This is a genomic window from Microbacterium terrae (assembly GCF_017831975.1).
Lineage (GTDB): Bacteria > Actinomycetota > Actinomycetes > Actinomycetales > Microbacteriaceae > Microbacterium > Microbacterium terrae.
Genome location: NZ_JAFDSS010000001.1, coordinates 3,288,356 through 3,314,345, shown reverse-complemented (window position 1 = coordinate 3,314,345; position 25,990 = coordinate 3,288,356). Strand labels below are relative to the sequence as shown.

The following is a 25,990-nucleotide window of genomic DNA, read 5'->3' as shown; positions in this document are numbered from 1 at the left end:
CATCACGCATCACGCATCACCCGGTCAAGCATCCGTCCGCCTGTTCACCCGCCCGCCCGCATCACCCCCGCTCGACGGGCAGCCACAGCTCGCAGGTCGCGTGCGTCTCGGTGAACTCGAGGTAGCGCACGATCGACGGGCCCGGGCGCATCCGCCACGGGTTCGACGGGAACCACTCGGTCGCCGTCGCAGCCCACAGGTTCTGCAGGGTCTCGGGGAAGGGGCCGCTCGAGGCGAACACCGCCCACATGCCGGCGTCGACGCGCAGGGTGTCGAGATCGTCGGGCGGCACGGCGCCCGGAGCGACGGCGACGCCGTGCAGGTAGGTGAGCAGCGTCCCCTCGGGCGCATCCGGTTCGATATCTCCGGTGATGGCGAGGATGCCTGCGGGCTCGGCGCTGCTCAGCGCCTTCAGCCGCACGTGCTCCTCGGGCGCGATCCCGGCGATGTGGGCCTGGATGTGCGGATTGACCCCGGTGTGGATGAGCGGCACCTGGGCGGCGTGGCCGATCAGGATCATCTCGGGGCGGTCGACGACGGTGACGTGCATGGGGGTGCTCCCTTCGACGCTCAGACGGAATCTGAGCAGTGGTTGTGTGCGAAGAGGACCCCCGTCACGGCGCACGTCGGCCGGTGCGCTCTCGTGCACCGACCGGAACGCCCGTCCGAACGCTTCGACCGAGCCGTACCCGTACCGCACCGCGACCTCGAGCAGGTCGGGCGCCCCGGCGACGAGGTCGGCGGCCGCCAGCGTCATCCGCCGACGACGCACGTATTCCGACAGCGGCATGCCAGCGAGCGTCGAGAACATGCGGCGCAGGTGGTACTCGGTCGTGCCGTGCTCGCGCGCGAACGCGGCGACGTCGAGGTCGGCCGCGTCGAGGTCTTCGACGAGGTCGACCAGGGCGTTCAGCGTGCCGATCATGCGGTCCTCCTTCGCGATCCATCCTCGGCGCCCGGCGACACCCTCCACCCGATCATTCCGGTCCGATCCGATCGGAGGTCGGACTCCGGGCGGCGAGACCCGATCAGCGGGATGCGGGCGCGATCGTCTTGCGCATGACGGTCTTGCTCTTGCCGATGTGCCGCTCGAAGGTGAAGCCGGCCTTCTCGAACATGGCCCGCGTGCCGTTGTGCAGGAACGACGACGATGTGCGCTTGCCGGGCACGAGCTCGTTGGGGAACGAGACCACCTCGCCGCCGCCGGCCTGCGCGATGAGGTCGAGCGCCCCGTCGAGGGCCTCCCGGGCGACGCCGCCGCGACGATGGTCGCGGTCGACGAAGAAGCAGGTGATCCGCCACGGCGCGGGATGCTCCTCACCCGCGTCGTACTGCTTGCGGTGGTAGATGTTCGGCAGCTCGACCGGGCTCCCGTACTCGCACCAGGCGATCGCATCCTCGCCGTCGAAGACCAGCGCGGCGTGCGCGATCCCCTCGGCGACGAGCCGCTCCTTGAACGTCGCACGGTCGTAGTCGTCCTTGACGGTCTGCTCGGTGTCGCCGTGGAAGTACGAGCAGTAGCATCCGCCCCACACGCCGTTGTGCTTCTCGGCGAGCGCCAGCCACGCGGGGAAGGTCTCGGACGTGAGCGGCCGGACCACGTGCCCGGTGGGCGCATTTTCGTCGATCACGGCATCCTCCTCCGACCGGTGGCGCCAGTCTGCCGAGGGTGGCTGACATTCGGCAAGGGTGGCTGGGACGCGTCGCGACGGGCCGTGTATCTGCGAGCGGCTCCGTCCGCTCCTCTCAGGTGGATCGACGTACGCGACGACGCGCCGCCGCTCGTACGAAGGAGGATCTCTCGTGGGAATCACTCGTGTTCTGGAACTGCGCATCCACGGCATCGCCAACTCGCCGCCTGCTGACGCGCTCCTCGCCAACGACGAGGAGATCATGCGCGAGGACGGCGACGCGCAGGGGTCGTTCTGGCGCGTGAAGGCGCCCGCCGTCACGCCGCCGGGCCTTGCCCCCATGACGGGAGCGACGGATGCTGCGCCCCAGATCACGACCGAGGCATATTCCTGGGGCAACCAGGCCCGCTCCGGCGGATCCGCGCTGGCGGTGATCGGCCGCTCGATCGTGCACGTCGGCTGGCTGCTCGTGCTCCCGTTCGGCCTGTGCAACCTCGCGTACTGGGCGCGCCGCCGGATCAACGGCGAGGGAGAGCACCCCAAGATCTGGCTCGGCGGTGACGGCGCCGGCCTCATCCGCGTGTTCGCCCTCCTGCAGACGCTCTTCTACACGGTCGGTCTGCTGGCGGTCTTCGTGCACCTGATCGCGGCCGAGTGCTTCCCGACGCCCGCGCGCGGCGAGCCTCAGGAGGTCTGTGCGGTGCTTCCCACCTGGCTCGACTTCCTCGCCGCGTGGACGCCCAATGCGCGTGCAGCACTCCTCTCGCTGGCGCCGATCGCCGTCATCCTGTTCCTCTACATCGTCAGCCGGCGGGCTCGGGCCGACTTCCACCCCGAGACCGCCTTCGACGACGAGGCCGTGCCCCGCGCGGATCGAGGGAAGACCCGCGGCGAGAACGCGCCTCCCATCCCGCCGATCCTCGGATCGCAGGGCTTCTGGCAGCGCACGCGCACGGCCGAGACGGCCGAGCGCACGCATCTGGCCGCCGTCTTCGGGCTCATCCTGGCGGTGCTCGCCGTCGATGCGCTCCTCGACGCGACCGGGTTGGGGCTCGTGGAGGTGCTCGGACAGATCCCCGCGGTCATCGACACCGCCGCCTTCCCGTTCGTGATGAGCCTGATCGGCATCGTCGTCGTCGCCGTCACGCTCGCGCTGGCCTGGACCGGCGCGCTGAGCGGCGAGAACCAGGGCAGGCGATCGCTGCGCGGATTCTCCGCCTTCGTCCTGATCTTCGCCGCGCTGGCGTTCGCGGTGTGGCTCGTATGGGCGATCTGGATCGACAAGGCCGAGGCGGTGTACACGGATGCGGGCACGACGAACGGCCTGCACGGGATGATCCTCGTGCCCACGGCGATCGCGGCACTGGGCGCGCTCATCGCCCTCGCGAGCCTCTCGTGGGGATACGGCCGCATCGTCCGCTACGTCTGCGCAGCGCTGATCTTCGCGGCGCTCGTGTGCGGAGTCATCGCGACGGCGTTCCTGACGACGTTCGAGGATCAGCTCAGGATGTCGGCGGTCGCCGCCGTGCTCGTGGTGATCGCGGTCGCCGCGTCGTACTCGCCGCTGGGGGCGGCGAAGAACCGAGAGGTCAGCGTCGTGGCCGGCTGGCACGGCAACGGAGCCGCGGTGGCCCTGCTCATCGCCTGGTTCTCGTCGCTCGCGATCACGAGCCTGCTCGTGCTCGGGTCGTACGCGCTGCTGACGACGAACACCGACACCCCCGATACGCGCGCTCACCTGCGCACGGCATCCGCCGGCGACGCGGCGGCGGGCACCCCGTCGGAGATCCCGCTGCCGGAGTTCTACTCCCGGTTCGCGACGATGCTCGTGCTGATCATGATCGTGATCGCGGTCGCCGTGCTGATCGCGCTGGTCGGCGCACTGCACCGCTTCCCCGCCTTCAGCCTGCCCGGGATGCTGTTCCCGAAGGATCTGACCCCCGACCAGTCGCGTGAGCAGAAGGAGCGCGACGTCTCGCTCGGCGGCGTCACCAGCATCCCGAACGACTACCCCACCTCCGAGCACCAGCCGAGCGGCCGCCTGCGCAGCGTCGCCCACGCTCGTCGCATCGCCGGCCTCGCCCACCGCGGCGAGCCCGTGCTGCAGCTGCTCGCGATCCTCACCGCGGCGGCGCTGCTCGTGCTCGGCATCCCGGTGCTCGGTGTCTGGCTCGAGGGGTTCCCGCTCTGGGGCGAGCTCCAGCGGGTCTCGGGGTGGGCGCTGGGGCTCCTCGCCCTCACGGCAGTCGCGTGGGTGGTGTCGAATGCCGCCACCTCGGCCGAGCGCCCGCTCGGACTGGTGTGGGACATCGTCTGCTTCTTCCCACGGGCAGGGCATCCGTTCACCGCGCCCTGCTACGCCGAACGCGCGGTGCCGGAGGTGGCGAAGCGGGTGCGCCGATTCATCAAGGAGACCCGCGCCGACGGCGACGACCCGTACGTGATCCTCTCGGCGCACTCCATGGGTGCGACGATCGCGATCGCAGCGCTCTTCATGCTCGAGCTCGGCACCGCCGTCGCGCCCGACGCCGACAAGAGCGCCGACGACGAAGCCGACGACTCGCAAGACGTGGTGCCGCGCGTCGCGCTGCTCACGCACGGCGTGCAGATCCGTGCTTATTTCAGCCGGTTCTTCCCCGAGGTGTTCGGCCCGCGGGTGCTCGGCACGCGCGGCACGCGCGGCCCCAGCCTCGTCCGCACCGATCCGTGGAAGAAGCAGGTCATCGACGAGGCGCGCCAGCCGCGCGCGTCGCTCGGTGCGGCATCGGATGCTCCCACCCTCGTCAGCCTGCTCGGCGGAAGCTTCACCGACGCCGACGCCTGGAAGGCTCCCCGGTGGCGCAACCTCTGGCGACGCACCGACTACCTCGGCTTCCCCGTGCTGGCGTACCCGAGTGAGATCAGCGAACGCGACGGCACGACGGTCATCGGCAACCCGATCGACCGGGGCGCGACCGAGCGCTGCCCGAGTTCGTACCTCTGGAAGATCGCCCGGCACAACGACTACCTCTCCACCGCGCAGTACCGCGAAGCGCGCGACGAGCTGGTGGACCAGCTGCGCGAAGGATCGGCGGTGGCGGTCACGGCGGTGAGCGGAGCGCGATGAACTGCTTGCCCGAGCGGATGCCCTGCCGACGACTCCCCGCGCCGCGACGTGAGATGGGGCAGTTCGTCCTGCTGGGGAGGATCAGACGGTCCTGAGTCCGACGTAGATCAGCACGAGCGGTACGGCGAACGCGGCGATCGCGCCCCATACGCCGATCGACACCACGAGACCCGCGAACGCGAACCCCAGTCCGACCAGGATTCCGAGGACCACGAGCGGAGCGAGGATCTGCGTCACTCTGCTCGCGATCCCGAACCCCCGTGAGCGCTGCTCGTGCGGGTCGGTGCACACGGTACCTGTGCTCAGGAACCGTGCGATCTCGGGCATTCGGGACGGGTATCCGTCATGATCCTGCAGGGCGCCGCCGTGCCCCTGGGGAAACACGGTCGGGTGACTGGTGACGTCGAGTGCGTGCGACCCTTCGAAGCCCCGCAGACCTGCGGCGCCGATGTCGCGGAACCCGAGACCCGCGATCGCAGTCGCGAGGATCCCGACGGGCACGTCGAACCGCGCGCAGTCGTTGTGCACCTCGCCGTCAGCCCACACACCGTTCGCGTCATATGCGCCGATCTGCCGTCGCCCGCGAAGCTTCGCCCAGTCGAACCCGGGCGGCAGAACGGTACCAGCGAGCAGGATGCGACGGAACCTGACCGCGCGCACGTGCTTCATGACCGTCGCCATCATGTACGTGCCGTTGCTGTGACCCATGAAGGTGAACTGATCCGGTGAGTGCGTGAGCACGGCGGCCATGTACGTGTCGAGGAACTGATGAACATTCCTTCGGCGCGTGAACGGGAGCGCGAATTCGATCGCACTGAAGAACCGGTAGTTGAGAGACACCACCTTCGGAGGCGGGCTGCCCGCATCCGTCGATTGCGAACGCAATGCGGCCGCGACTCCGCCGATCCAGCCGTCATAGGCGGAGGCGCGGATGCCGTGCAGCAGGAAGTGCACCGGTGTCTCTACGGGCGGGGTGAACGTGTCGGCGCCGTGGAAGGTGCCGAAGATCACGTGTCGCAACTCCGACCACCGCTGATCCTTGGTGGACGCGTCGGTGAGATCGACCAGACCGCCGTGGTCGGTGCTCGAGATGCGTGTGCGCACCGTTCCCGGCATGTACTCGCTGTCGTCGATGTCATCCCTCGTCACGAGTTCGTCGTCGTCGCCGTAGGCCTGGACGATCAGGGGCCGCGGGCCGGATCCCTTCGGTGCCTCGGTCGTTCCGAGCACTCGGATTCCGTGCAGCCATCGCAACCGCAGATCGGCGAGCCAGTACGCGCCAGAAGCGACCGATTCGATGGTGAATGCGGCGAAGCCGGAGACGATCGGCACCGCCCAGCGCCAGGACCGTGGGAAGTTCTCGACGTGATAGCCCGAGTTGGGCGACCCGAGCAGCACGATGCGGACGGTTTTGGTGGCCCAGCCGTTCGGCTCATCATCGGGGGCCTCCGACCCGAATCCAGCCGCCTCGAGGAAGGCTGCGCGCGCGATGATGCCGCCGATGCTGTGCCCGACGAGGATGACGGAGGCGGTCTCTTCGCGTCGGCCGTCGTTGTCGCCCGCCCAGGCGCGGATCGAGTTGGCGAGCCTGTCCACGACGGCATCGAGCCCCCGGCGAGTCGAGAGGGGCTTGATGCCATGCTGGAACGTCTTGACGCGATGATTTGGATACGCGGCGATCAGCTGCTTCTCGAGCGATTCGATCTTCGTTCGTCCCAGTCCCGGCACGAGGACGATCAATCCCGTGGGCTCAGCCGTCACGACCTGCTCCTTCCCGAGCGATCAACGCAACCACGCGCGCCGGCCGCATCGCGCCGCGACGCAACTCCTCGCGCAGGCGAACCCCGGTCAGCCCTCGACCCACCCCATCGGATCGTTGCGCACAGTGTGGCATCAGCGCCGTTGCCTGGCAACCTCCGAAACCTGGCGGACCCTCGGCGTCGGTGATCAGCGCAGCGCCGGCACCGCACCTGCCGTCACGCTCGGGACCGGTACCGCTGCACGACCGCGCCCGACCGGAACTCCCGGCGCTCCACGAGCTCGAGCTGAATGCGCTCGCGCAGACCGGCGAGCAGCGTCGGCCCGTGGCCGGCGAGCACGGGCTGCACGACGAACTCGTACTCGTCGATCAGTCCGAGATCGGCGAGCGCCAGCGGGAGCGTCACTCCGCCCACCCACAGGAGGTCGCCCGGCTCCTCCTTGAGGCGCCGGACCGCCTCACCCAGGTCGCCGCGCACCAGCTCGGCGTTCCAGTCCACGTCGCCGAGCGTGCTCGACACCACGTGCTTCCGCGCCGCGTCGATGGTCTCCGCGAACGGGGTCTCCCACGGCTGCATCCAGTCGGGCCAGACGCCCGTAGCCGGCTTCCGCCAGGCGGACTCCATCATCTCGTAGGTGACGCGACCGAAGAGGAGGGCATCGGCCTGCGCCATCTCGTCGGTCCAGTACTGCATCGACTCCTCGTCGGGTGGCAGCCCTGCCTCGTGGTGACAGCATCCGTCGAGCGTGACGTTGATCGAGTAGCGAAGTGACCTCATGTCGAACCTCTCCTGTGAGTCGGCTATCGCACCATCCGGGCGTCGGTGATCAGCGGAGCGTACGGGTCGATCTGCTCGACGCCGTCGAAGCGGAAGCCGTTGCGCAGGTAGAACGCGGATGCGCGCGGGTTCTCCTTCGCGACCCACAGCATCGCCGGTCCGTCGCCCAGAGTCTCGTCGAGGAGCGCCTGTCCGGCACCGGTTCCGTAGTGCGCTGCGCTGACGTAGATCGCGTACAGCTGACGCTCGCGCGGCGGTTCCTCTCCGTCGAGCCCGATGCCCGGCCCCACCCACGCGAACCCGATGATCGCACCGTCGCTCTCGACGATCCGGACGGTCATGTCTTCGCGCGCGTCCGTGAGCACGTGATTCCACATCCGGTGGCGACCCGCGACGTACTCCTCCGAGAAGAAGTCGTCGGGCAGCAGGTGGGCGTACGCCTCGCGCCACGTCGAGACGTGGAGGTCGGCGATGGCCGCGGCATCCTGCAGCACCGGAGGCCGGGTGGTGAAGCTCATCCGCTCATAGTGTCAGTGTCGGCGTCCAAGATCTCTCGGAGTCGCGACGCGAACGCTTCGGGCTGCCCTGCGTAACCGAACTCGCCACCCATGAAGCCGCCGTGATGGCTGGGGAAGACGGCAGCCTCCTGCCCGAGTTCACGTGCCAGCCCGAGCGCTGTACGTCCGGTGTAGACCTTCAGGGACTCTTCGCCGACGGCGACGACGATCCGGGTCGGCGCTGCGCGCAGGGCGTCGAGGTCGGGCCGGTAGTGGGTCACCGCCCAGGACCGGTCCGACAGCAGCGGGTCATCACGTGTGCCGTCGTCGTCCGCGGGCAGTCCGAACGCAGCCGGGTCAGGCTGCGGCCCGGCGAGGAACTCGTCGGTGATCTCGCCCTCCCAGGAGGTCAACGCGATGAAGCCCGCCATCCCAGCGCCCCATCCGCCCTCTTCGTAGCGCCGCGTGTACGCCTCTCGAGCCTGCTGAACGGCCGCCGCGTCCGGCAGCACGCAGTCGATCGGCGGCTCATGGGCGACGAGAGTCGCGACGTCGCCGGGATGCGCGGAAACCAGCGCGAGGGCGGTGACCGCACCGCCGCTGCTCGCGAGCATGTCGACCGCGCCTGCTCCCAGCGCCTCGATGATCGCGTGGACATCCTCGGCCTGAATCTCGGGCTCATTCGTGACCGCGCCGTCGGTTCGCTTGCTCCTCCCCAGCCCGCGCGGGTCGTAGGTCACGACCGTGCGATCCGCGAACAACGGCACCTGTGCCTGGAATCCACTGGCGTCCATCGGCTGGCCGATCATCATCAGCGGCGGTCGACCGTCCGTCGTCGGCAGAGGCCCGTGCACGTCGTAGACGAGATCCACCCCAGGCAGCTCGAGAGTGCGTTCAGTCACCGCAAGCTCCATTCCGTCGTGTCGACTTCACCGTACGACGCCGAGCCTCGCTCGGCCAGATCGGGCTCTGCAGGCGTCGACTTCTCCGAGCCCGCGCGGTTCGCGTCTCGCGGGCTCTCCCTTTGCTCAGGCCGCGGTGAGGATCGCCTCGCGCCGCCGCAGCAGCGCGGTGATCTGCGTCGAGGTCGCGGCGGCGTCGCCGGCGAGCTCGTCGGCGAGGTGAGCGAGGCGGTCGCCCAGCTCGTCGGCGCTCGCGCGTGCCGCGGAGACCCGGTCCATCACCATCCAGTCGCTGAGGATGTTGTCGAACAGCACATCGAAGACGGCCAGGGTGTCGGATATCGCGACGCTGTCGATGGCCGCGGTCCCGATGTCGGCGAGCTCGGTGGAGAGGCGCTCGAGCGCCCGGTTGACCTGCGTGAACGCGTCGGTGGCTTCGCTGATGTTCGAGTGCTTGATCATGTCGGCGACGAAACCGCCGCCGAAGAAGGTGTCGTACGTCGACCAGCCGCCGGCGCTGTTCAGCTTCGCGAGGGCGGTGTCGAGTGCTGCTCTCGTGGCGCGCAGCGCATCGACGGCCTCGGCGACCTCGCGCTGATGCGCCCCGGCCACACCCAGCTGGTCGGCGATCTCCGTCAGTTCTGCCGCGGCCCGGCCGCCGGCAGCGTGCACGGCGACCTCGTAGGCCGCGAGTGCCTCGCCGTATGCGCGCTCCGCGCCGCTCAGGGCATCGTGTTCGCGGCGGACGCGCGCGTCGTCGGCGATGGCGCTGTCGAGCCGTGTCTGCGCTCCGGCCACGGCGCGTGCGGCGGCATCCGCCTCGGCGCGCTCGATGGCCAGGCGATCGAGCGTGTCTCCGCGCAGCGTCGCCCAGATCTTCGTCAGCGACAGCTGCTCGAGCCGCCGGACATCCGACTGCTCAGCGTGCAGGCTCCGCTCGAGTTCGGTCAGTTCCCCACGCCGCGTCTGCACGAGTGCCGCCGTGGTCTCGAGCTGGATGCCCACCCGCCGGTGACGAGCGCGCGCCTCTGCGGCGGCGCGGACCGCCTCGGCGGGCGCAGTCAGATCTGGTTCCGTCATCCAGCCACTGTGCCACACGCCTCACGGGGGTGACCGGCCACCGAACGGGGCCCTCGTCAGGGCGTGATGAGCTCGCCCGAGTCCCGCAGGTACACCAGCCGTATCTCGACACCGTCCTCGGTGGGTCTGGTGTACACCCACACGGGACGCCAGTCCAACGGCGTCGGCCCGATCTGCGTCGGCTGCTCAGACAGTCCCATCTCCGCCACGAGTTGATGTGCTTTCTGACCCTCAGCCGGACGGACCGTCACATACGTGGTCGCCCGGTAGGGCTCGCGAGTGACCCGAGGTTCGCCGACGACGGATGCTCCGGCCGGCGCCGTGATCAGCCAAGACGGCGGCGGCACATCCTTGACGGTCACGAGGCCGATGAGCTGCCAGACGACGTAGCCCCCGAGGACGATCGCGGTGATCGTCAGCGTCAGGATGCGGCGGTCTCGGGCGTCTGGACGCCGCGGCGGCCCGGCGGCATCGGGATCCCGCGATTCCGTCATCACGCGCTCCCTGGCGAGCGTGCGCGCCGAGCGTCTCATGTGTTGACCGTAGCGGCCGCGGGAGCCCGAGCCCAGGTGGGCCGTCGCCGGGCCGGTTGGGGTGGCGGCGTGTGGGCTTGCCGCCGGTGCAATCGGAGCCACTGCCACCTACGCTAGGGACAACGGGATCTGCGCCGGCCCGTCCTTCTGGGGCTTCCCGCCGGCCGTCGGCTGGAACCCGTTCGTCCACAGTGGACGTGACTGCGATTGAAGGAAGTAGGGCAACCGATGTCACACGGAAATGAGCTCCGGAACTTCTACATCGCGGTCGCGCTGATCGCGGTTGTGAGCATCACCCTCGGCTTGATCGTAGGCATCGCGACTGGTCAGTATGCGTGGGTCTTCATCGCCCAGATCCTGATCGCTGGTCTGCTCGCTGTCTGGCGCACACGTATCAAGAGACGGTCCACTGCCACGAAGTAGTGAATCGCTTCTGCATATGTTGCAGTAGCACTCAGCCCCGACCCCCGAGCGGAGGCTCAGGGCTGTTGCGTTGGATGAATTCCCACATGATGGTGACGTCAACCAGGCCCTCCTTAGGAGGCATCCGGCGGCGTCGGAGCGACGGTGGAGTTGAAGCTACCCTCCACGGAGGATGTCCGACTCATCTGCGCGATCGATTCGACGAACGTGTTCGTCTACCAGCAGCTGGTTATTGCTCCCGGCGAGACGTCCACGATCACGCTCCAGGTGCAAGTCGCCGATGTTCCTCCCGATCACGAACGCATGGGTCACGCCTCTGATCTATGTGGGGCGGATTCAGGGGTGTGGGTGCTCCGGTCGCTGATCCCACGGCGAGGGGACGTCCGTGTACGCGGCAACACCCTCTCTCTCGTAGCGGTCGAGAAGCGCCCACAGCTCGACCGGCGGCAGATCCGGGATGGCGGCCCAGTAGTCGTACATCGAGAACGCGCTGCGGGTCAGTGCGTCGCGGCGGCGGTCATAGCGAGCTCCCGCGACGCGCAGGGCGATCAGCCAGCCGCCGAGGGCACAGGAGAGCACAAGAAGGGCGGCGATGAAGACCGGCCAGGCGAGGCGCATCCACGTCGGCAACGGGCTCTCGCGGCCGAGGGTCGCCGGCACCGTGATCGCCAGCGTGAGGATGCCCGCGCCCGATCCCACCAGGACGCCGAGCACAATGCCGCCCGTCTCGATCACGCGCCGCGAGCGCTGGGCGCTGCGCATGGCAGGCTCCGATCCGGGCCGCACAAGTCGGTAGGAGTCGACGATCACCCCATGGATACTCGCACTCCGGCCCCTGCCGGGCCAATCCTGCCGGGCAGGTCGAGTTCCTCGTCGTCTGGGCATCCGATCGCGGTCGGGCTCCGAACACTGCGTGAAGGCGATCGGGGGCACGGTGTCAGAACGCGGCAGAAGAGGCGTGTACATCACGTCCGCCGCGGTCGCCGGGGTGATCAGCGGACTGGTGTTCCTGGCTGCAACAGAGCTGATGGCGCTGCTGGTGGCCCGCGAGGCGAGCCCGGTGCTGGCGGTCGGGTCGTTCGTCATCGACGTGATCCCGCAGCCGCTCAAAGAGCTCGCGATCACGACATTCGGGGAGTACGACAAGATCGCCCTCCTGGTCGGGCTCGGCCTGGCCGTGGTGATCGCCTCGGCGATCGCCGGCGTGCTGCAGACCGCGCGACCGCCGCTCGGCGTGATCGCGCTCGCCATCGCGGGAGCACTGTCGGTCGCGGCGATCGTGACGCGCGCCGGCGTCACGCCGCTGGCGTTCCTGCCCCCGGTGATCGGCGGAGTGGCCGGTGCTGCGGCGCTCCACGTGCTCTGCCGCCGACTTCGCGCCTGGCAGCGTTCGGCCCTCGCCGCACGACGCACGTCGGAGTCCGCATCCAGCACGCCGGTATCGCCCCCCGGCGGCACCGCGAGCCTCGACCGTCGCCGGTTCTTCGTGCTCTCGGGGATCGTGGGCGCTTCCGCCGTGATCGTCGGCCTCACCGCACGTGCGGTGAGCGCGGCGACGTCGTCGGTCGAGGCGATTCGTCAGCGCCTGCGCCTGCCCGCACCGCGCTCGTCGGTGAGCATCCCCGCCGGCGCCGAGCTCGACGTACCCGGCATCACCCCGCTCATCACGCCGAACGCCGACTTCTACCGTGTCGACACAGCGCTCACCGTGCCGGCGATCGACCCCGCCACCTGGCGTCTGGTCGTCGACGGCATGGTCGACCAGCGCGTCGAGCTGAGCTTCGACCAGCTGGTCGCCATGGGGCTCGATGAGTACGCGATCACCCTGACGTGCGTGTCGAACATCGTCGGCGGGGAGCTCGTCGGCAACGCCCTGTGGCTCGGCGTGCCGGTGCGTGACATCTTGCGCCTGGCGGGTCCGCAGTCGGGCGCCGACATGGTGCTGTCGCGCAGCATCGACGGCTACACCGCCAGCACCCCGCTCTCGGCGCTCACCGACGACGGGCTGGATGCGATCCTCGCCGTCAGCATGAACGGCGAGCCTCTCCCGCTGGAGCATGGATTCCCCGTGCGCATGGTCGTGCCGGGCCTGTACGGCTACGTGTCGGCGACGAAGTGGCTGACCCAGCTCACGGTCACCACATTCGAGAAGGACGAGGCGTACTGGACGCCGCGCGGGTACAGCGCCGAGGCGCCGATCAAGTTCTCTTCGCGCATCGACACCCCCAAGCTCGGCAAGTCCGTCCCGGCCGGCCGCATCCCGATCGCGGGTGTGGCATGGGCACAGTCGGTCGGCATCCAGGCGGTCGAGGTCAGCATCGACGACGGCGACTGGCAGCAGGCGACGCTCTCGACCCCGATCAACGACGACACGTGGGTGCAGTGGGTTCTGGAATGGGATGCCGTTCCAGGCACGCACTACGTCTCGGTGCGAGCGATCAACAAGAACGGCGAGCTGCAGCTCGAAGAGCCAGCCCCGATCGCACCCGACGGCTCATCAGGCTGGCAGAGATCCCTGATCTCCATCACCTGAGCCGCCTGTCACAGGGTGTCGGGCGGGACGGCGGGTTCGCGTCGGCATTCTCACGGCTGTGCAGAACCGTCAAGGGCATGCCGCGATCCGTGGGCAGCGACTACCGTCGTAAAGGCCGTCGCGGGCTCGGTCCGCGTCGAGGAGGTACCGATGACAGATGCGAACGCCGACGATACGGCGCCGCTGCTCGACGGCCGCTATTGGCTGGGCGAGTGCGTCGGTGAGGGCGGCATGGCCCGCGTCTACCGCGCGGAAGACGTGCTGCTCGGCCGCACGGTAGCGATCAAGCTCATCCGGCCCGGCACGGACGACGCTTCGACGGAGCGCGCGCGCAGCGAGATGACGGTGCTCGCCTCGTTGAACCATCCGTCGCTCGTCACCCTTTTCGACGCCCGCCTCGTGCCCGGTCAGCCTGAGTACCTCGCGATGGAGTTCATCGACGGGCCGACTCTCGCCTCTCGACTGGCCTCGGGCGGGCCACTGCCTCCCGACGTCGTCGGTCATCTCGGAGCCGAGCTCGCCGAGGCCCTGCACGTCGTGCACGCAGCCGGTGTCGTGCACCGCGACATCAAACCATCCAATGTGCTGCTGAGTCCTCCGCAGATCGCGGGCGCGCGCCCGCGCGCCAAGCTCGCCGACTTCGGCATCGCCTACTTGCTCGACACCTCACGGATGACCTCGCCGGGTCTGGTGATCGGCACGCTGGCGTACTTGTCGCCCGAACAGCTCCGCGGTGACCCGCCCACCCCCGCGGCCGACATCTACTCCCTGGGTCTCGTGTTTCTCGAGGCGCTCACCGGCGAGCGCGTGCATCCACAGGGCGGAGGCATCGCCGCCGCGGTGGCCCGCGTGGGGCGCCGACCCGAGATCCCCACCTCCCTGGGTGAGCCCTGGATCGATCTCCTGACAGGGATGCTGCATCCGAATGCCGCACAGCGCCCGGCGGCCGCCGAGGTCGCGGCCGCCGCAGGCACCCTCGCGCAGCGTGCTCCCGCCGGCAACTCCGCCCCGACGATGGCGGCCACGGCCCCGTTCACCGCGCCGACGCTGATAGCTCCGGCCGACGGCGTCCCCCCGGCCGCGTCCGGCCAATTCACTCCGGCAACACCCGCCCCCGACGCACCCGAGGCCGGGCGGAGCGCACGGCGCCGGCGCCTGACGGCCGCAGTTGCGGGCGGGCTTGCGGGGGCTGCCGTCCTCATCGGAGCAGCCTTCGGGATCGCGGCGCTCAATCAGCCGCAACCCGCGCCGGTGGCGACCACGCCCGCAGCCCCCAACCCGTCCGACGCGCCGCCCACCCAGGTGAGCACCGGAACCGGCGGCGCAGGCGAGGACTCGAACCTGACCGAAGAACAGCGCAAGCAGGCTGAGCAGGAGCAGAAGAAGCTCGAGCAGGAGCAGCGCCAGCAGGCCAAAGAGGAGGAGAAGCGGCTCAAGGAAGAGCAGCGGAAGAACGAAGACGACTGACGCCACGGATCACCCGTCGCACGACGGCCGTCAGAGCAACGCGGCAGCAGCGTGCAGACCGTCAGTGCCGGACGTGGCCCAGCGATTCACGATGCGCCGGGCTCGTTCGGCCTCCGGCCCCGTCAGTCGTGCGAGCAAGGGCCGCACCACGTCGAGCGTGAGCGGCTTGACGAGATCGGGGACGCGGGCGTCGCGGAGGAACCCCTCGATGCGGGTGAGGTCATTGCCCGTGAGCGTGTCGACCTGACCCTGCAGCAGCACAACAGCTGCGAGGCGCCGTTCGAAGACCGGCACCGCCCACAGCTCCGACGCGAGTGCCGTGATGTCGTCGTGCTCGAGATCTCGATGCCGACGCAGTGCGTCGCGGACGGTGCCGCGGATCGCACCGATCGACGTGCCGTACACGCGCAGTCCGCCCACGGAGGCGTCGCCGTCCGCCCAGGTGCGCCATTCCGACGCCTCGGCCCGCAATGTGCGGTCGATGAAGGCTGCAGCATCGGAATCCACGCCTCCATCCTCACCCGACGCGGACCCGCTCAGGTTGGGCGGGGGTCTGCGATCGCAGCGGTTAGTGTGGCCGTGTGCGGGCGCATCCGATCTGGCCGAACCTTCTGGTCCACGACGACGACGAACTCGGCGATCAACTCGGCGGTCCCGTGACCTCGCGCGTGAGGGTGCACGAGTGGCCCCTCACGGTCACCGACAGAGTGATCCTCGATGACGGGCGTGCCTTTGCCTACAAGGCGCAGCTCCCTCCCAGCATCGAGGTCGAGTTCTACGCTGCCGCCCGAGGCAGTCTCCTTCCGCCACACATTGAGTTCCCCCGAATCGAGGGGAGCGCAGGCCGCTGGATAGCGACAGAGTGGATCAGCTCTCCTTCACTTCGCGAGCTCGTCGACGATCCTGCGTTCGGCACACTGACTGCCGCGGCATCCATCGCCGAACGAGCCTGTGCAGAGATCTCGCTGCTCGACCCGCGGCTCCCGGTACTTCGCGACATCGGAGGAGTAGACGCGTGGCGAACGCTCGCGGCCCGTACGCTCGACGGGCTGGCGCGAGAAGTCGACGCCCAGCGCTACCCCGGGGTGCACGGCGCAGACGTGCGGCGGCTGCGCGATTGGTCGGAGTCGCTTCCCGTGCTCGCAGCGGTCGACACCGAAGCGGTGATCCAGCACGGAGACCTCACCGGTCACGAGGTGTTCCCCATGGCGGACGGACCGCGGGTGATCGACTGGCAACGGCCGGTGCGCGGACCACGCGGCATCGACCTCGCCAATCTCCTCCACGACATCGGAATCGATCCCCGGAGTCACGTCGACGAGGCGCTCGTCCAGATCAGCCGGTTCCTGCTCATCGACTGGGCAGTGGATGCCTCGACCGAGATCCTCCCGGGCGCTGACCCGGCGATCCCCGGTAGCTGGGTTCGCCAGGCACTCGTCGACTTCTTCACTTCCTAGCGAATCCACCTGGCGAGCCCCGACCCTGGTCCTACTTGCGCTGAACGCGCTCGGCATCCCGGAAGACCGCATCGACGGCCATCCGCAGCGTCGACCCTTCGAACTCCACTCGCGCGTGCCCCGGAGGCAGACCGCACCGCGCGCCGAGTCAGTGGCCGCGGGCGGCGACGGCCTGGATCTCGATCTTGCAGCCGAACGGAAGCGCGGCAGCCTGGAAGGTGAATCGTGCCGGCGCGGTCGTGACGTCGGGAAACTGCTGACGCCACCAGTCGTTCAGGGTTGCGTAGTCGGCTATGTCGGCGACGACGCACTGCACGTAGATGATCTCCGCGGTGGTGTACCCGGCCGCGGCGGCGATGCTCGCGATGTTGCGCCATGCAAGCTCGGCTTCCTCCTGGAATGTGCCGGGTACGTAGGCTCCATCGGGCCCGAGCGCGGGCATCCCGCTGATGAAGCACGTGTCGTTGCTTGCGGCGGCCAGGCTGAACGGGAACCCCGTGGGCAGCCCATCACCGGTGAGAGTGCGAGTGATAGTCATGGCGCCTATCCTCACGGCCGCGCCCGGCAGAGTCCACGCCTCCCGAGCGCCTGATCGGATCACAGCCCGCCTCGACCATGCCCGATTGAGAGACGGGATGCTTCGCGCAGACGCGTAGTGCACTAGACATACTGTGTCAGACGTAGTACGTTGAGTGACGCATCGCTCACGTCTGACAGGGGTTCCGATGATCAGTGCCGACGCCATCCGCGGCTACGTCGATCTGATGATCCTGTCGCTGCTCAGACACGGCTCCTCCTACGCCTACGAGCTCGCGCAGCGCATCAGCTCGATCAGCGGCGACGATTATTCGATCAAGCAGACGACGCTCTACTCGGCCGTCAAGCGGCTGGAGTCGTCGGGGCTGGTCAGTTCCACACCCGGACTGTCGCCTTCAGGAAAGGCTCGCACCTACTACCTGATGACCGATGACGGCCTGGCCCATCTGAACGCCAAGGTCGCGGAATGGCGGGAGACGAAGGCTGTCGTCGACCGATTCATTGATTCCGATACTGGAGATGCCCCATCATGAACGTTCTCGTCGACTACTTGTCCACCATGTTCAGCGGGTACCCGCAGACTCCGCGGCTGCTCGAAGCGAAGGCTGAGCTGCAGGGAATGATGGAGGATGCCTACGCGGCACTGATCGCGCAGGGATGCTCCGAGAACGAAGCCATCGGTCGGGTCATCAGCGACTTCGGCAACCTCGACGAGGTCGCGCCTGTGCTCGGCATCACCTCGGAGCTGCATACGTCGATTGCCACGGGCGCATCCACAGAGGATCGGGCCGCGGCTGACGGCACTCCGCTCCTCCCGATCACCATGGACGAGGCGCGTGACTACGCCGAGGCCGAGAGGCGGGCCACCTTCCGAGTCGCCCGCGCGATCAGTCTCTTCATCCTGTCGCCGGCGGTGCTGATCGTCGGCATCCTGGGTGTGAAGTCCGGACTGCTGCCCTTCACGTCCGAGGTCGTGACGTTCGTCGGAATACTGATCCTCCTGGGCCTCGTCGTCGCCGGACTCGCGATGATCTTCACCGCAGACGGCGCGTACGCATCCGTGAAGCGAATCCAGACAGGGCGCTTCTCGCGCAATCCCGAGGTCAGCCACTGGGCCGAGAGCCTGGCGGAGCGTCACGACCCGACGCTCGTCCGCGCCCTGATCGTCGCAGTCGCACTCTGGATCCTCGCCCCCGTGCCGTTGATCGCCTACTCGCTGTTCGCTGACGAAGGCGATGGAGGCCAGTTCTGGACCGGCATCTTCACCGCCGTGATACTCCTCCTCGTCGCCGCGGGACTCGAGATCCTCATGCGCAACGCCTGGCCGCGCGCCGTCGCTGAAAAGCTCACCCACAGCAAGCGCACACGGTCCCACGCTCAGCGCTGACGCGATCCTCTTATGTGCGATGCACGGGAGAGGGACGTTCGCGATCCTGCGTCGGTGAGTGTGGTCATGTTCTAGTCGGGCTCCGCGGGGGGATGGGCGGAGCCGGCTTCAGAAGAGGTGCGTCTCGCAGGTTGCGAGGAACGCCTTGCGACGCTTCTGGAGCTCTCGATAGACAGTGGCGCGAGAGACACTGAACAGCTCAGCGACTTCCGCCTGGGTGTACTCGCCACGGTCCTGGACCTCGAACAGCAGCCTGCGCTGCGATAGAGAAAGCTTCGGCTGCTTGCCCTTCAACCTGCCTTTCGCTTTCGCGACCGCCATCCCCTCCTTCGTTCGCATGCTGATCAAGTCACGTTCGAACTCCGCAACCATCGCGAGCACGTTGAACAACAGCCTCCCCACCGGGTCGGTGGGGTCGTACCTGCTGCCGCCGAGACTGAGTGCGACGCCCTTGGTCGTCAGCTCATCGGCGATGTCCCGGGCGTCCTTCACCGACCGGGCGAGCCGGTCGAGTTTGGTCACGACGAACGTGTCGCCTTCTCGGACGGCTGCGAGGGCTTCGCGGAGCCCGGGTCTGGCTCGGTTAGTGCCGGTCAGTCCGTGATCGACGTAGATGTTCGCATCGCGAACTCCCATGCGCAGCAACGCGTCGCGCTGGGAAGTGAGGTCTTGATCGGTGGTCGAGACCCTGGCGTATCCAATCTGTATTCCATCCATCCGCTCAGAGTCCCACCGAGGCGCCACCGCACCCCGGTCGGGATCCCTGTGCGGGCAATGCCCGATGGCGGGGCGTTACGGGCGAACAGGTTTCGCGGCGTCGACGCCGACGACCGTGGTCCAAGGACGTGCCGTCCATGACTTGACGAGGCCCGACGTCACGTAGGGATCGGCAGCCGCGAAGGTGGACGCCAGCTCCACTGCGTCCTCGCCCTTGAACACGAGCAGGCCGTCGAAGGGTCCGGTTCCGACGGCGCCCCCGAGAACCAACTCGCCGCGTTCGACGGCTGCCCAAGCAACTTCGAGGTGGGCCGACCGATACCTCTCGCGAGACTCCAAGTAGTCGTCTCCGTAGGTGTACTGAAGGACAGCGTGCATCATGCGTCAAACCTATCGGCCCGAATACGGGTGCTTCATAACCAGTCCACCAGCGAATCAGACGATCCGTATCCGGGCATTGCCCGTTGGTGGAGGGGTTGTGGGCGACTGCATGATGCCGCGCGAGTCTCCCGCGCCGATACTTGAAGCATGAGGAGCTTGCGTCATGTCGGCGTTCAGGCGGCGCTCGCGTCTGCGGTGCTGTTCGGTGCCGGCACACCGTTCGCGAAGGTCCTGCTCGGCGACGTGAGCCCGTGGCTGCTCGCCGGGTTGCTGTACACGGGCTCCGGGATCGGGCTCATCGCCTGGCGGCTGGTTCGCCGCGCACCGCGCGTTCGCCTGCAGGCTCGCGAGCTCCCACCGCTGATCGGAGCGGTGTTCTTCGGCGGCCTGGTGGCACCGGTTCTGCTCATGGCCGGACTGGCGAACATGCCCGCGTCCGGTGCGTCGCTGCTCTTGAACGCCGAAGCGGTCTTCACCGCGATGCTTGCGTGGTTTGTTTTCCGGGAGAACTTCGACCGTCGGATCGCGCTGGGGATGATCGCTATCGTCGCGGGTGCGATCGTGCTGAGCGTCCCGACGGGGGCGACGTTCGGGTCGCCGTGGCCGGCTCTCGCGGTCCTGGGTGCGTGCCTGTGCTGGGGGCTCGACAACAACCTGACCCGGAAGGTCGCGCTCAACGACGCGACCTGGCTCGCGGCCGTCAAGGGGGCGGTCGCCGGACCGGTAAATCTCGCGTTGGCGTTCTTGCTGGGAGCGACGCTCCCCGGGCCGTGGGTCGTCGGTGGTGCGATGTTGGTCGGGTTCTTCGCGTACGGGGTGTCGCTCGCGCTGTTCATCGTGGGGATGCGGCATATCGGCACAGCCCGGGCCGGGGCGTACTTCTCCGTCGCACCGTTCTTCGGCGCCGTCATCGCTGTCGCGTTCGGCGAGCCGATCACCGTTCCGTTGCTGGTCGCGGCAGCGCTGATGGGGCTCGGGGTCTGGCTGCATCTCACCGAGCGGCATGAGCACGAGCACACGCACGAGCCGATGATCCACGATCACTGGCACACCCACGACGAGCACCACCAGCACGAGCATCCTGACGGAGAGCTGGTCCCCGCGGGTGGGTGGCACCGACACGAGCATGAGCACGCCGAGCTCACGCACACTCACGAGCACTACCCCGACGCGCACCACCGCCATAACCACTAAGGCAGCCGTTTGGCCGCCGCCCACGATCCGTATCCGGGCATTGCTCGCTGAGGGGACCCGCGTGAGCGATCGCGTCGCGAGCGCTATGCAGTAAGGAGAAAGTCTCGAAGCGTGTTCATGCGCGCCGCGCTTCGCTCAGCGCTCTCGAACGGCCCGGGCATCCGGAAGAGGTGACCTCCCCAGTCGGTCGCGTGCTGCTGAAACCCGACGACGCTCTGTTTGCCGAGGATCGCATCCGCCGGGTGTCGGAAGATACAGATCACGAGTGGAACACGGCGTCGCGCCAGCTCGGAAATGAGCGCGGATCGTCCGTGGCGTTGCTCCTCCACGGGGACGTCGTTCTCCCCGACCGTGGGTCGCTTGACAAGGTCGGTGAACCCGACGCCGCCGACAAGAGCGTCCGCTTCGAAGAACGGTCCGTCCGAGGTGCGCGGGAAGAGGCCAGCGTCGACAAGCCGGTTCATCTGACGCCGGCCGACAGCACCCTGGTAGTAGTGCCCCGCCGTGACGCTCTTCGGCGCTGGATTCAAACCGACGATCATGGCGGTTGGCCGCTCAGGCCAGATGTCGGCGAGCGTCAGCACAGTCGAGCCCATCCACGGTATGGACTCCTGGTACCCGATCAGCTGCATGAGTCAGTTGTACCCGAGTGCGCCACGCCTGCGCGGACGGCGGGATCCCGTTGCGGTCATTGCCCGGTGATGGCACCGTTGCGTTCGTCGGCGCTGACGACGGGTGGTGCGTGTCACCTGTTGTTGGCAGGGGTGGCCTCGCCGGCGTGGATCGTGTGGATGCCGACTGGGAAGGTGGTGACGGGGAAGTCGGGGAACGCGCGGGTGAACTTCTCGGTTACGAAGACGTTGTCGTGGGCGTAGCGCGGGAGGAGTTCGCGGATTTCGCGGGCGCCGGCATCGAAGATGCCCGCGGTCTGGAACGCGATCTTCGGCATGACCGTGTAGCGGATCTTCCTGTTCCATTCCTCGGATGCGAGTCGGGCGAGTTGCTCGTAGCTGATGGGCGTGTCGCACGGCAGGTGCCAGGTCTGCCCGTACGCAGACGTGGTGTTTCCGATGAGAGCCATCGCCCGGCTGGCGTCGGGAGTCCAGATCAGGGTGCGGAGGGTGTCGTCGCGCAGCGGGACGCGGGGTATTCGGCCCTGCTGGATCGGGTCGAAGAAGAGGCTGTTGGTGAAGCTCTGGGTCCTCCCTGGGCCGTAGAACTCCGGCGCACGGCAGATCACCGCTTCGACGCGACCGGCAGCCATGGTCTCGAGCAGCATTGTCGCGATCAGTGCCCGGGTCTTCGCCTTGGGTCCGTGCGGATCGAACGCGGTCTCCTCCGTGAGCGGCCCGCCGGTCATGGGGTACATGTACGTGTTGTCGAAGAACACCAGCTTCGCGCCGTGCCTCTCGCACGCGTCCATCGTGTTCCGCATCATCACCGGAAGCTGCTCCGCCCACAGCTTGGCGTCCGGCGGCAACCCCACAGTCAGGTACACGATGTCACTTCCAACCACGGCCGCATCGGTCTCCTCTGGGCTCAGCAGGCTCGCAGCGATGAGGTCGTCGGTTTCGTGCAGCCGCTGCGGGTTGCGGCTGACCAGCCGCAACTCCGTCGTGTAGTGATCGTGCAGCTCGCGCGCCAGCTCGGTCCCGATCTGGCCGCCTGCTCCGAGGATGGTCTGCATGCGTCACCTCTCCCCAATGTTGACACTGCTTACATTGGGACTCTAGCATCAGGTGTGAGCAGTGAACACATCAGAAGGATGGCCATGCAGGAGACGCAACCAGCGCCGGCCGTCCGGGACGGATACCATCACGGTGATCTGAGGGCGGCGCTCCTGGACGCCGCGACCGAGATGCTCGAGGCGGGGGCGTCGTTTTCGCTGCGCGCCGTCGCCCGACATGCGAACGTGTCGCAGTCCGCCCCGTACCGGCACTTCGCGGACCGCGAGGCGCTGGAGTCCGCGTTGGCGGTGCGCGGCTTCCACGAGCTTCGCGGGCGGTTGTCCCAGGGAGGGCGGTTGGCGGCATCCGAAGCGGAGCTCACCGAGTTCGCGGTGGCGTACGTGGGGTTCGCGCTGCAGCACCCCGCCGTGTTCCGCCTCATGTTCGGTCAGCCCTGCGACGACCGCAACGACGAACGCGTCCTCGCTGCCGGCGAACTCCACACGCTCCTGGAGGACTCTATTTCGCAGGTCTACGCGCATATCGATCCCGCCCCGCTGGCGACCGCACTGTGGGCGCTGACCCACGGGCTCGCGTTCCTCCACCTCGACGGCAAGCTCACAGCGGACTCCCCGGAGGCCGTTGCCGTCCGAGTCCGAGACGCGATCGCAGCCATCCGCGCGCTCCCCACAACCCCGGCGAGCGCCTGAACAGCTGCCGCCGGCATCCATCTGACTCCACTTGCACCTACCTGATCCCGGAGGGCCCCATGCCCCGCATCCTCAACGTCGTCACCAACGTCGGCCACTACGACGACACCTCCCGGCACCCCACCGGGCTGTGGCTGTCTGAACTCAGCCACGCCTGGGACGTGTTCGACGAGCACGGATTCGAGCAGACCATCGTCAGCCCCAGCGGCGGCCCGTCCCCGCTGGAGCCGCGATCGCTGAAGTTCCCGAACTACGACAGATCCGCGAAGGCCTGGCGCGTCGACCCCGCACGCATGGAGCTGCTGCAGAACACCGCCAATCCTGAGAGCATCGACCCCGCCGACTACGACGCGATCTACTTCACCGGCGGTCACGCCGTGATGTACGACTTCCCCGACAGTCCCGGACTGCAGCGCCTCACCCGCGAGATCTGGGAACGCGGCGGGGTTGTCGCATCGGTCTGCCACGGCTACTGCGGGCTCCTGAACACCACCCTCTCCGACGGCACCCTCCTCGTCGCAGGGCGACGCGTGACCGGGTTCGCGTGGCAGGAAGAAGTCCTCGCCCGCGTCGACAAGCTCGTTCCCTACAACGCCGAAGAAGAGATGAAGAAACGCGGCGCGCTGTACGAAAAGGCCCGGCTGCCCTTCGTGTCATATGCCGTCACCGACGGTCGACTCGTCACCGGGCAGAACCCCGGATCCGCGAAGGAGACCGCACAGAAGGTCGCCCTCGCCCTCGCCCTCCGCTGACCACCCTCGTACGGTCGGCATGCGACGCAGGGGCACCACACTCGACAGCTCCCCCTCGATCCCTATCCGGGCAATGCCCGTAAGAGGGACGGCGACGCGCAAATCCCCAAGACGGGCATTGCGTCGTCACACGGATGGCAGGACCGAGCGCGGGGCGTGTCGTCGGCATCCGGCAGGATACTTGCTGTGCCCGGACTGACTCCGGGCTTCCGTCTGGGGCGGAACGCGATAGGGATCGGATCAAGACGCATGGGGATGTTCGACTGGCTCTTCGGCAAGCGGAAGACAACTGCCGCTGCCACAACTGAACTCAAGCGGCCGACAACGCCCCCGACGAGCAGCGTTCCACATTTTGCGATTGTCGATGTGGAGACGACCGGGCTCTCCCCGCGCCAGAATCGCATCGTCGAGCTCGCAGTGGTGCGCGTCGACAGCGAGGGGAACTTTGTCGATGAATGGTCGACGCGATTCAATCCGGAGGGCCCTGTGGGTGCGACCCACATCCACGGGATCACGCAGGCGGACGTGGCGGGGGCGCCACTCTTTCGCGATGTTGCCGCTGGTCTGATCCCGTACATCTCGGGCGTGCCGATCGCGGCGCACAACGCGAATTTCGACCTCGCGTTCCTGCGAGCGGAGTTCCAGCGCGCGGGCTGGGATACACCGTGGCTACCGGCGTTCTGCACCCTTGACGGTAGCCGCGAGTATCTCCCCGATCTGGATCGCCGGCGACTGGCCGACTGCTGCTGGGCGGCCGGAGTCCCGCTCGAGAATGCTCACTCGGCGCTCGGCGATGCTCGTGCGACGGCAGGACTGCTTCGCTTCTACCTCGCCCGGACGGGCCGGCGTCAAGGTCAGGTCCTGACCGCACTCCGCGACGATGCCCGCAATGTCAGCTGGCCGCAGAGTCCCTCCCGTGCACCTGCAACCTCGTTGGCGAACGCTGACGATGAGACGCGTGACCGTCCGAAGCGAATCACCCCAGCCAGGCAGAAGCAGCCTCCGTTGCTTCGTCAATTGACCGACGTCAGCCTCCTCGAGACCGTCGAAGAGGGGGCACCTGAAGGTACGCTCGCGTACCTCGAGACGCTCCTCGACGCCCTTGAGGACGGTGAGATTAGCGACGAAGAAGCCGGCGAACTTGGCGAGCTGATAGAGGTCTACAGGCTCACCGATATCGACCTCCACGCAGCCCATCGAGCGTTCGTCCTCGCCCTCGCACACAAGGCCGTCGATGACGGGCACGTCTCGCACGACGAACGCGCAGAGCTGCACACCTTGTGCGACGCGCTCGACGTCCCCCGCGCGACCGTCAACGAGCTGATCGCGCACGCGGCCGCGGCACGCGCCGCACGAATGAGCGCTGACCTGCTCCCACTGCCCGACGACTGGGGTTTCGGCGTTTCCCTCCGAGTGGGCGACAAGGTCGCCTTCACCGGCTGCGACGACCGTCAGCGCGACCGGCTCGAACGCCGCGCAAACGAACTCGGCGTTCGAGTGATGAACAACGTGTCCCGACTCACCGCGATGCTCGTCACCGACGGGTCCATGGACGGCACCAAGCTCGCCAAGGCACGCGAAGTCGGGACCCGCATCGTGCACCCCGACACCTTCGAAATTCTCCTCGCTCACCTTCAGCCCGCCGCCCCTGCGGAAGAACGCCCCCAGGCCGACGCTGCACGGACCCAAACCACAACGACCGGACCTGGAAATCCCGCTGCGACGGCAGCGCGATCGATTTCCGACGCGTCGCCCGGTGCCGTGCGCACCTGGGCGCTCGCCAACGGGTACGCAGTCGGTGTCCGCGGACGCATCTCCGCCGAGATTTGGGAAGCATACGCAGCAGCGCACACCCCAGTCGTTGCTCCCGTGCGCGTGGGAGCGACAGACGTCCGCGTCGACGAGTTTGAGTTCCAGGGCGAACCGATGGCTCCCCTCGGCGAGTGGGCCTACGCCCCCATCGTGCCCACCCAAGCGATGGGGCTCACAGGTGGTGATGACCTGCATGTCGCCAGGACCGACGAGTATCAGGCCAACGTGCGGGACGCGCTCCTCACGTGGAAGGAGGAAGAAGACGGCCAACTGATGGCCATGCTCATCGCCGAACCCCTCCACCCACACATCGCGAACGCCGTGCGAGTCGACCTCGTAGTAGGCCGCGCGCGCACCGTCGCCGGCTACCTCCCGGAATCCCAGTCGGCGACACTCCACGAGCTGGTCAAGTCAGCGATGGACATCGGCGCGCTTCCACTGTTGAATGCGCATGCGTCCGGGGGCACAAGCGATCAACCGGCTCTAGAACTCCGGCTCATCCATCTCGCCGACGACCCCGCGAGAACCTCCGTCACCGACGAAATCATCGCCCGCACAAACGAACGACGCGCAGGCGAGCTCAGCAACGGCTGAGCGCCGCCCGTCGCGCAGCTCGCCAGAAGCGGTCGAGGCATGGAGATGATCCCTGCACGGGCTGCGACCGATC

25 protein-coding genes are annotated in these 25,990 nt (G+C 67.9%); 10 read left to right on the top strand and 15 right to left on the bottom strand.

Features of this window, described 5'->3' with window-relative positions; genetic code table 11:
• Window positions 1–61: 61 nt before the first annotated feature.
• Both JOD63_RS15120 and JOD63_RS15115 read right to left on the bottom strand, forming a co-directional pair.
• Window positions 62–925, bottom strand: coding sequence for an AraC family transcriptional regulator (locus JOD63_RS15120; RefSeq protein ID WP_045276728.1), 864 nt, complete (start codon window positions 923–925; stop codon window positions 62–64).
• Between the two features lie 103 nt (window positions 926–1,028).
• A complete protein-coding gene (locus JOD63_RS15115) occupies window positions 1,029–1,628 on the bottom strand; it encodes an N-acetyltransferase (RefSeq protein WP_045276729.1) in 600 nt (199 codons plus the stop codon).
• 175 nt (window positions 1,629–1,803) lie between these two features.
• Here JOD63_RS15115 and JOD63_RS15110 point away from each other — a divergent pair, with 175 nt between their 5' ends.
• Window positions 1,804–4,737, top strand: coding sequence for a hypothetical protein (locus tag JOD63_RS15110; protein WP_045276538.1), 2,934 nt, complete (start codon window positions 1,804–1,806; stop codon window positions 4,735–4,737).
• Window positions 4,738–4,818: 81 nt separating this feature from the next.
• On the opposite strand, the gene JOD63_RS15105 is transcribed toward JOD63_RS15110, so the two are convergent.
• From JOD63_RS15105 to JOD63_RS15075, 7 genes are all read right to left on the bottom strand, one after another.
• Window positions 4,819–6,498, bottom strand: a complete 1,680-nt coding sequence (locus JOD63_RS15105) for an esterase/lipase family protein (protein ID WP_157004030.1) — start codon at window positions 6,496–6,498, stop codon at window positions 4,819–4,821.
• A 215-nt stretch (window positions 6,499–6,713) separates the two neighbouring features.
• Window positions 6,714–7,274 (bottom strand): dihydrofolate reductase family protein, encoded by a 561-nt coding sequence (locus JOD63_RS15100; RefSeq protein WP_045276540.1) that lies wholly within the window; start codon window positions 7,272–7,274, stop codon window positions 6,714–6,716.
• 23 nt (window positions 7,275–7,297) lie between these two features.
• A complete protein-coding gene (locus JOD63_RS15095; protein WP_045276541.1) occupies window positions 7,298–7,792 on the bottom strand; it encodes a GNAT family N-acetyltransferase in 495 nt (164 codons plus the stop codon).
• A complete protein-coding gene (locus tag JOD63_RS15090; RefSeq protein WP_045276542.1) occupies window positions 7,789–8,685 on the bottom strand; it encodes an alpha/beta fold hydrolase in 897 nt (298 codons plus the stop codon). Before JOD63_RS15090 ends, JOD63_RS15095 begins: the two co-directional genes overlap by 4 nt.
• 114 nt (window positions 8,686–8,799) lie before the next feature.
• The gene (locus tag JOD63_RS15085) at window positions 8,800–9,753 is read right to left on the bottom strand and encodes a hypothetical protein (RefSeq protein ID WP_052682577.1); all 954 of its coding nucleotides are present in this window, start codon (window positions 9,751–9,753) and stop codon (window positions 8,800–8,802) included.
• Between the two features lie 56 nt (window positions 9,754–9,809).
• On the bottom strand, window positions 9,810–10,247 hold the full coding sequence (locus tag JOD63_RS15080; RefSeq protein ID WP_045276545.1) for a hypothetical protein: 438 nt from the start codon (window positions 10,245–10,247) through the stop codon (window positions 9,810–9,812).
• A 798-nt stretch (window positions 10,248–11,045) separates the two neighbouring features.
• Window positions 11,046–11,471: a hypothetical protein gene (locus tag JOD63_RS15075; protein ID WP_045276547.1), complete on the bottom strand. Its 426-nt coding sequence runs from the start codon at window positions 11,469–11,471 to the stop codon at window positions 11,046–11,048.
• Between the two features lie 196 nt (window positions 11,472–11,667).
• Between JOD63_RS15075 and JOD63_RS15070 the strand changes: the two genes are divergently transcribed.
• Both JOD63_RS15070 and JOD63_RS15065 read left to right on the top strand, forming a co-directional pair.
• Entirely contained in the window at window positions 11,668–13,242 is a 1,575-nt protein-coding gene (locus tag JOD63_RS15070) for a molybdopterin-dependent oxidoreductase (RefSeq protein ID WP_245618029.1), read from the top strand.
• Window positions 13,243–13,392: 150 nt separating this feature from the next.
• Window positions 13,393–14,709: a serine/threonine-protein kinase gene (locus tag JOD63_RS15065; protein WP_045276548.1), complete on the top strand. Its 1,317-nt coding sequence runs from the start codon at window positions 13,393–13,395 to the stop codon at window positions 14,707–14,709.
• A 30-nt stretch (window positions 14,710–14,739) separates the two neighbouring features.
• On the opposite strand, the gene JOD63_RS15060 is transcribed toward JOD63_RS15065, so the two are convergent.
• Complete coding sequence (locus JOD63_RS15060) at window positions 14,740–15,216, bottom strand: DNA alkylation repair protein (protein WP_157004031.1); 477 nt, start codon at window positions 15,214–15,216, stop codon at window positions 14,740–14,742.
• Window positions 15,217–15,290: 74 nt separating this feature from the next.
• On the opposite strand from JOD63_RS15060, the gene JOD63_RS18295 reads away from it, so the two are divergent.
• Window positions 15,291–16,166 carry a phosphotransferase gene (locus JOD63_RS18295; protein WP_045276550.1) on the top strand — a complete coding sequence of 292 codons (876 nt, stop codon included), beginning with the start codon at window positions 15,291–15,293 and terminating at the stop codon, window positions 16,164–16,166.
• A 148-nt stretch (window positions 16,167–16,314) separates the two neighbouring features.
• Here the strand turns inward: JOD63_RS18295 and JOD63_RS15050 are convergent, their stop codons facing one another.
• Window positions 16,315–16,704, bottom strand: coding sequence for a RidA family protein (locus JOD63_RS15050; protein ID WP_052682578.1), 390 nt, complete (start codon window positions 16,702–16,704; stop codon window positions 16,315–16,317).
• 187 nt (window positions 16,705–16,891) lie between these two features.
• Here JOD63_RS15050 and JOD63_RS15045 point away from each other — a divergent pair, with 187 nt between their 5' ends.
• Both JOD63_RS15045 and JOD63_RS15040 read left to right on the top strand, forming a co-directional pair.
• Window positions 16,892–17,236 (top strand): PadR family transcriptional regulator, encoded by a 345-nt coding sequence (locus JOD63_RS15045; RefSeq protein WP_045276551.1) that lies wholly within the window; start codon window positions 16,892–16,894, stop codon window positions 17,234–17,236.
• Entirely contained in the window at window positions 17,233–18,090 is an 858-nt protein-coding gene (locus JOD63_RS15040; protein WP_045276552.1) for a permease prefix domain 1-containing protein, read from the top strand. Before JOD63_RS15045 ends, JOD63_RS15040 begins: the two co-directional genes overlap by 4 nt.
• A gap of 108 nt (window positions 18,091–18,198) precedes the next feature.
• Here the strand turns inward: JOD63_RS15040 and JOD63_RS15035 are convergent, their stop codons facing one another.
• Together JOD63_RS15035 and JOD63_RS15030 are read right to left on the bottom strand one after the other, a co-directional pair.
• On the bottom strand, window positions 18,199–18,807 hold the full coding sequence (locus tag JOD63_RS15035) for a recombinase family protein (protein ID WP_211088135.1): 609 nt from the start codon (window positions 18,805–18,807) through the stop codon (window positions 18,199–18,201).
• A gap of 75 nt (window positions 18,808–18,882) precedes the next feature.
• Window positions 18,883–19,185, bottom strand: a complete 303-nt coding sequence (locus JOD63_RS15030; RefSeq protein ID WP_045276733.1) for a YciI-like protein — start codon at window positions 19,183–19,185, stop codon at window positions 18,883–18,885.
• A gap of 150 nt (window positions 19,186–19,335) precedes the next feature.
• On the opposite strand from JOD63_RS15030, the gene JOD63_RS15025 reads away from it, so the two are divergent.
• On the top strand, window positions 19,336–20,382 hold the full coding sequence (locus tag JOD63_RS15025; protein WP_045276553.1) for a DMT family transporter: 1,047 nt from the start codon (window positions 19,336–19,338) through the stop codon (window positions 20,380–20,382).
• A gap of 83 nt (window positions 20,383–20,465) precedes the next feature.
• On the opposite strand, the gene JOD63_RS15020 is transcribed toward JOD63_RS15025, so the two are convergent.
• Together JOD63_RS15020 and JOD63_RS15015 are read right to left on the bottom strand one after the other, a co-directional pair.
• A complete protein-coding gene (locus JOD63_RS15020) occupies window positions 20,466–21,014 on the bottom strand; it encodes a uracil-DNA glycosylase family protein (RefSeq protein WP_052682579.1) in 549 nt (182 codons plus the stop codon).
• 113 nt (window positions 21,015–21,127) lie between these two features.
• Complete coding sequence (locus tag JOD63_RS15015; RefSeq protein WP_045276554.1) at window positions 21,128–22,069, bottom strand: NAD-dependent epimerase/dehydratase family protein; 942 nt, start codon at window positions 22,067–22,069, stop codon at window positions 21,128–21,130.
• 84 nt (window positions 22,070–22,153) lie between these two features.
• Here JOD63_RS15015 and JOD63_RS15010 point away from each other — a divergent pair, with 84 nt between their 5' ends.
• The 3 genes from JOD63_RS15010 to JOD63_RS15000 all read left to right on the top strand — a co-directional run bounded on the left by JOD63_RS15010 (window position 22,154) and on the right by JOD63_RS15000 (window position 25,917).
• The gene (locus JOD63_RS15010) at window positions 22,154–22,759 is read left to right on the top strand and encodes a TetR/AcrR family transcriptional regulator (RefSeq protein WP_045276555.1); all 606 of its coding nucleotides are present in this window, start codon (window positions 22,154–22,156) and stop codon (window positions 22,757–22,759) included.
• 59 nt (window positions 22,760–22,818) lie between these two features.
• Entirely contained in the window at window positions 22,819–23,511 is a 693-nt protein-coding gene (locus tag JOD63_RS15005) for a type 1 glutamine amidotransferase domain-containing protein (protein WP_045276556.1), read from the top strand.
• A 255-nt stretch (window positions 23,512–23,766) separates the two neighbouring features.
• Window positions 23,767–25,917, top strand: coding sequence for an exonuclease domain-containing protein (locus JOD63_RS15000; protein WP_169748417.1), 2,151 nt, complete (start codon window positions 23,767–23,769; stop codon window positions 25,915–25,917).
• Window positions 25,918–25,990 lie beyond the last annotated feature (73 nt).

Excerpts from the sequence above, each read along its gene's own strand:
- JOD63_RS15120 (WP_045276728.1), bottom strand. The coding sequence starts at position 925 with ATGATCGGCACGCTGAACGCCCTGGTCGACCTCGTCGAAGACCTCGAC.
- JOD63_RS15100 (WP_045276540.1), bottom strand. The coding sequence starts at position 7,274 with ATGAGGTCACTTCGCTACTCGATCAACGTCACGCTCGACGGATGCTGT.
- JOD63_RS15095 (WP_045276541.1), bottom strand. The coding sequence starts at position 7,792 with ATGAGCTTCACCACCCGGCCTCCGGTGCTGCAGGATGCCGCGGCCATC.
- JOD63_RS15090 (WP_045276542.1), bottom strand. The coding sequence starts at position 8,685 with ATGGAGCTTGCGGTGACTGAACGCACTCTCGAGCTGCCTGGGGTGGAT.
- JOD63_RS15085 (WP_052682577.1), bottom strand. The coding sequence starts at position 9,753 with ATGACGGAACCAGATCTGACTGCGCCCGCCGAGGCGGTCCGCGCCGCC.
- JOD63_RS15080 (WP_045276545.1), bottom strand. The coding sequence starts at position 10,247 with ATGACGGAATCGCGGGATCCCGATGCCGCCGGGCCGCCGCGGCGTCCA.
- JOD63_RS15075 (WP_045276547.1), bottom strand. The coding sequence starts at position 11,471 with ATGCGCAGCGCCCAGCGCTCGCGGCGCGTGATCGAGACGGGCGGCATT.
- JOD63_RS15065 (WP_045276548.1), top strand. The coding sequence starts at position 13,393 with ATGACAGATGCGAACGCCGACGATACGGCGCCGCTGCTCGACGGCCGC.
- JOD63_RS15050 (WP_052682578.1), bottom strand. The coding sequence starts at position 16,704 with ATGACTATCACTCGCACTCTCACCGGTGATGGGCTGCCCACGGGGTTC.
- JOD63_RS15045 (WP_045276551.1), top strand. The coding sequence starts at position 16,892 with ATGATCAGTGCCGACGCCATCCGCGGCTACGTCGATCTGATGATCCTG.
- JOD63_RS15040 (WP_045276552.1), top strand. The coding sequence starts at position 17,233 with ATGAACGTTCTCGTCGACTACTTGTCCACCATGTTCAGCGGGTACCCG.
- JOD63_RS15035 (WP_211088135.1), bottom strand. The coding sequence starts at position 18,807 with ATGGATGGAATACAGATTGGATACGCCAGGGTCTCGACCACCGATCAA.
- JOD63_RS15030 (WP_045276733.1), bottom strand. The coding sequence starts at position 19,185 with ATGCACGCTGTCCTTCAGTACACCTACGGAGACGACTACTTGGAGTCT.
- JOD63_RS15025 (WP_045276553.1), top strand. The coding sequence starts at position 19,336 with ATGAGGAGCTTGCGTCATGTCGGCGTTCAGGCGGCGCTCGCGTCTGCG.
- JOD63_RS15020 (WP_052682579.1), bottom strand. The coding sequence starts at position 21,014 with ATGCAGCTGATCGGGTACCAGGAGTCCATACCGTGGATGGGCTCGACT.
- JOD63_RS15015 (WP_045276554.1), bottom strand. The coding sequence starts at position 22,069 with ATGCAGACCATCCTCGGAGCAGGCGGCCAGATCGGGACCGAGCTGGCG.
- JOD63_RS15010 (WP_045276555.1), top strand. The coding sequence starts at position 22,154 with ATGCAGGAGACGCAACCAGCGCCGGCCGTCCGGGACGGATACCATCAC.
- JOD63_RS15005 (WP_045276556.1), top strand. The coding sequence starts at position 22,819 with ATGCCCCGCATCCTCAACGTCGTCACCAACGTCGGCCACTACGACGAC.
- JOD63_RS15000 (WP_169748417.1), top strand. The coding sequence starts at position 23,767 with ATGTTCGACTGGCTCTTCGGCAAGCGGAAGACAACTGCCGCTGCCACA.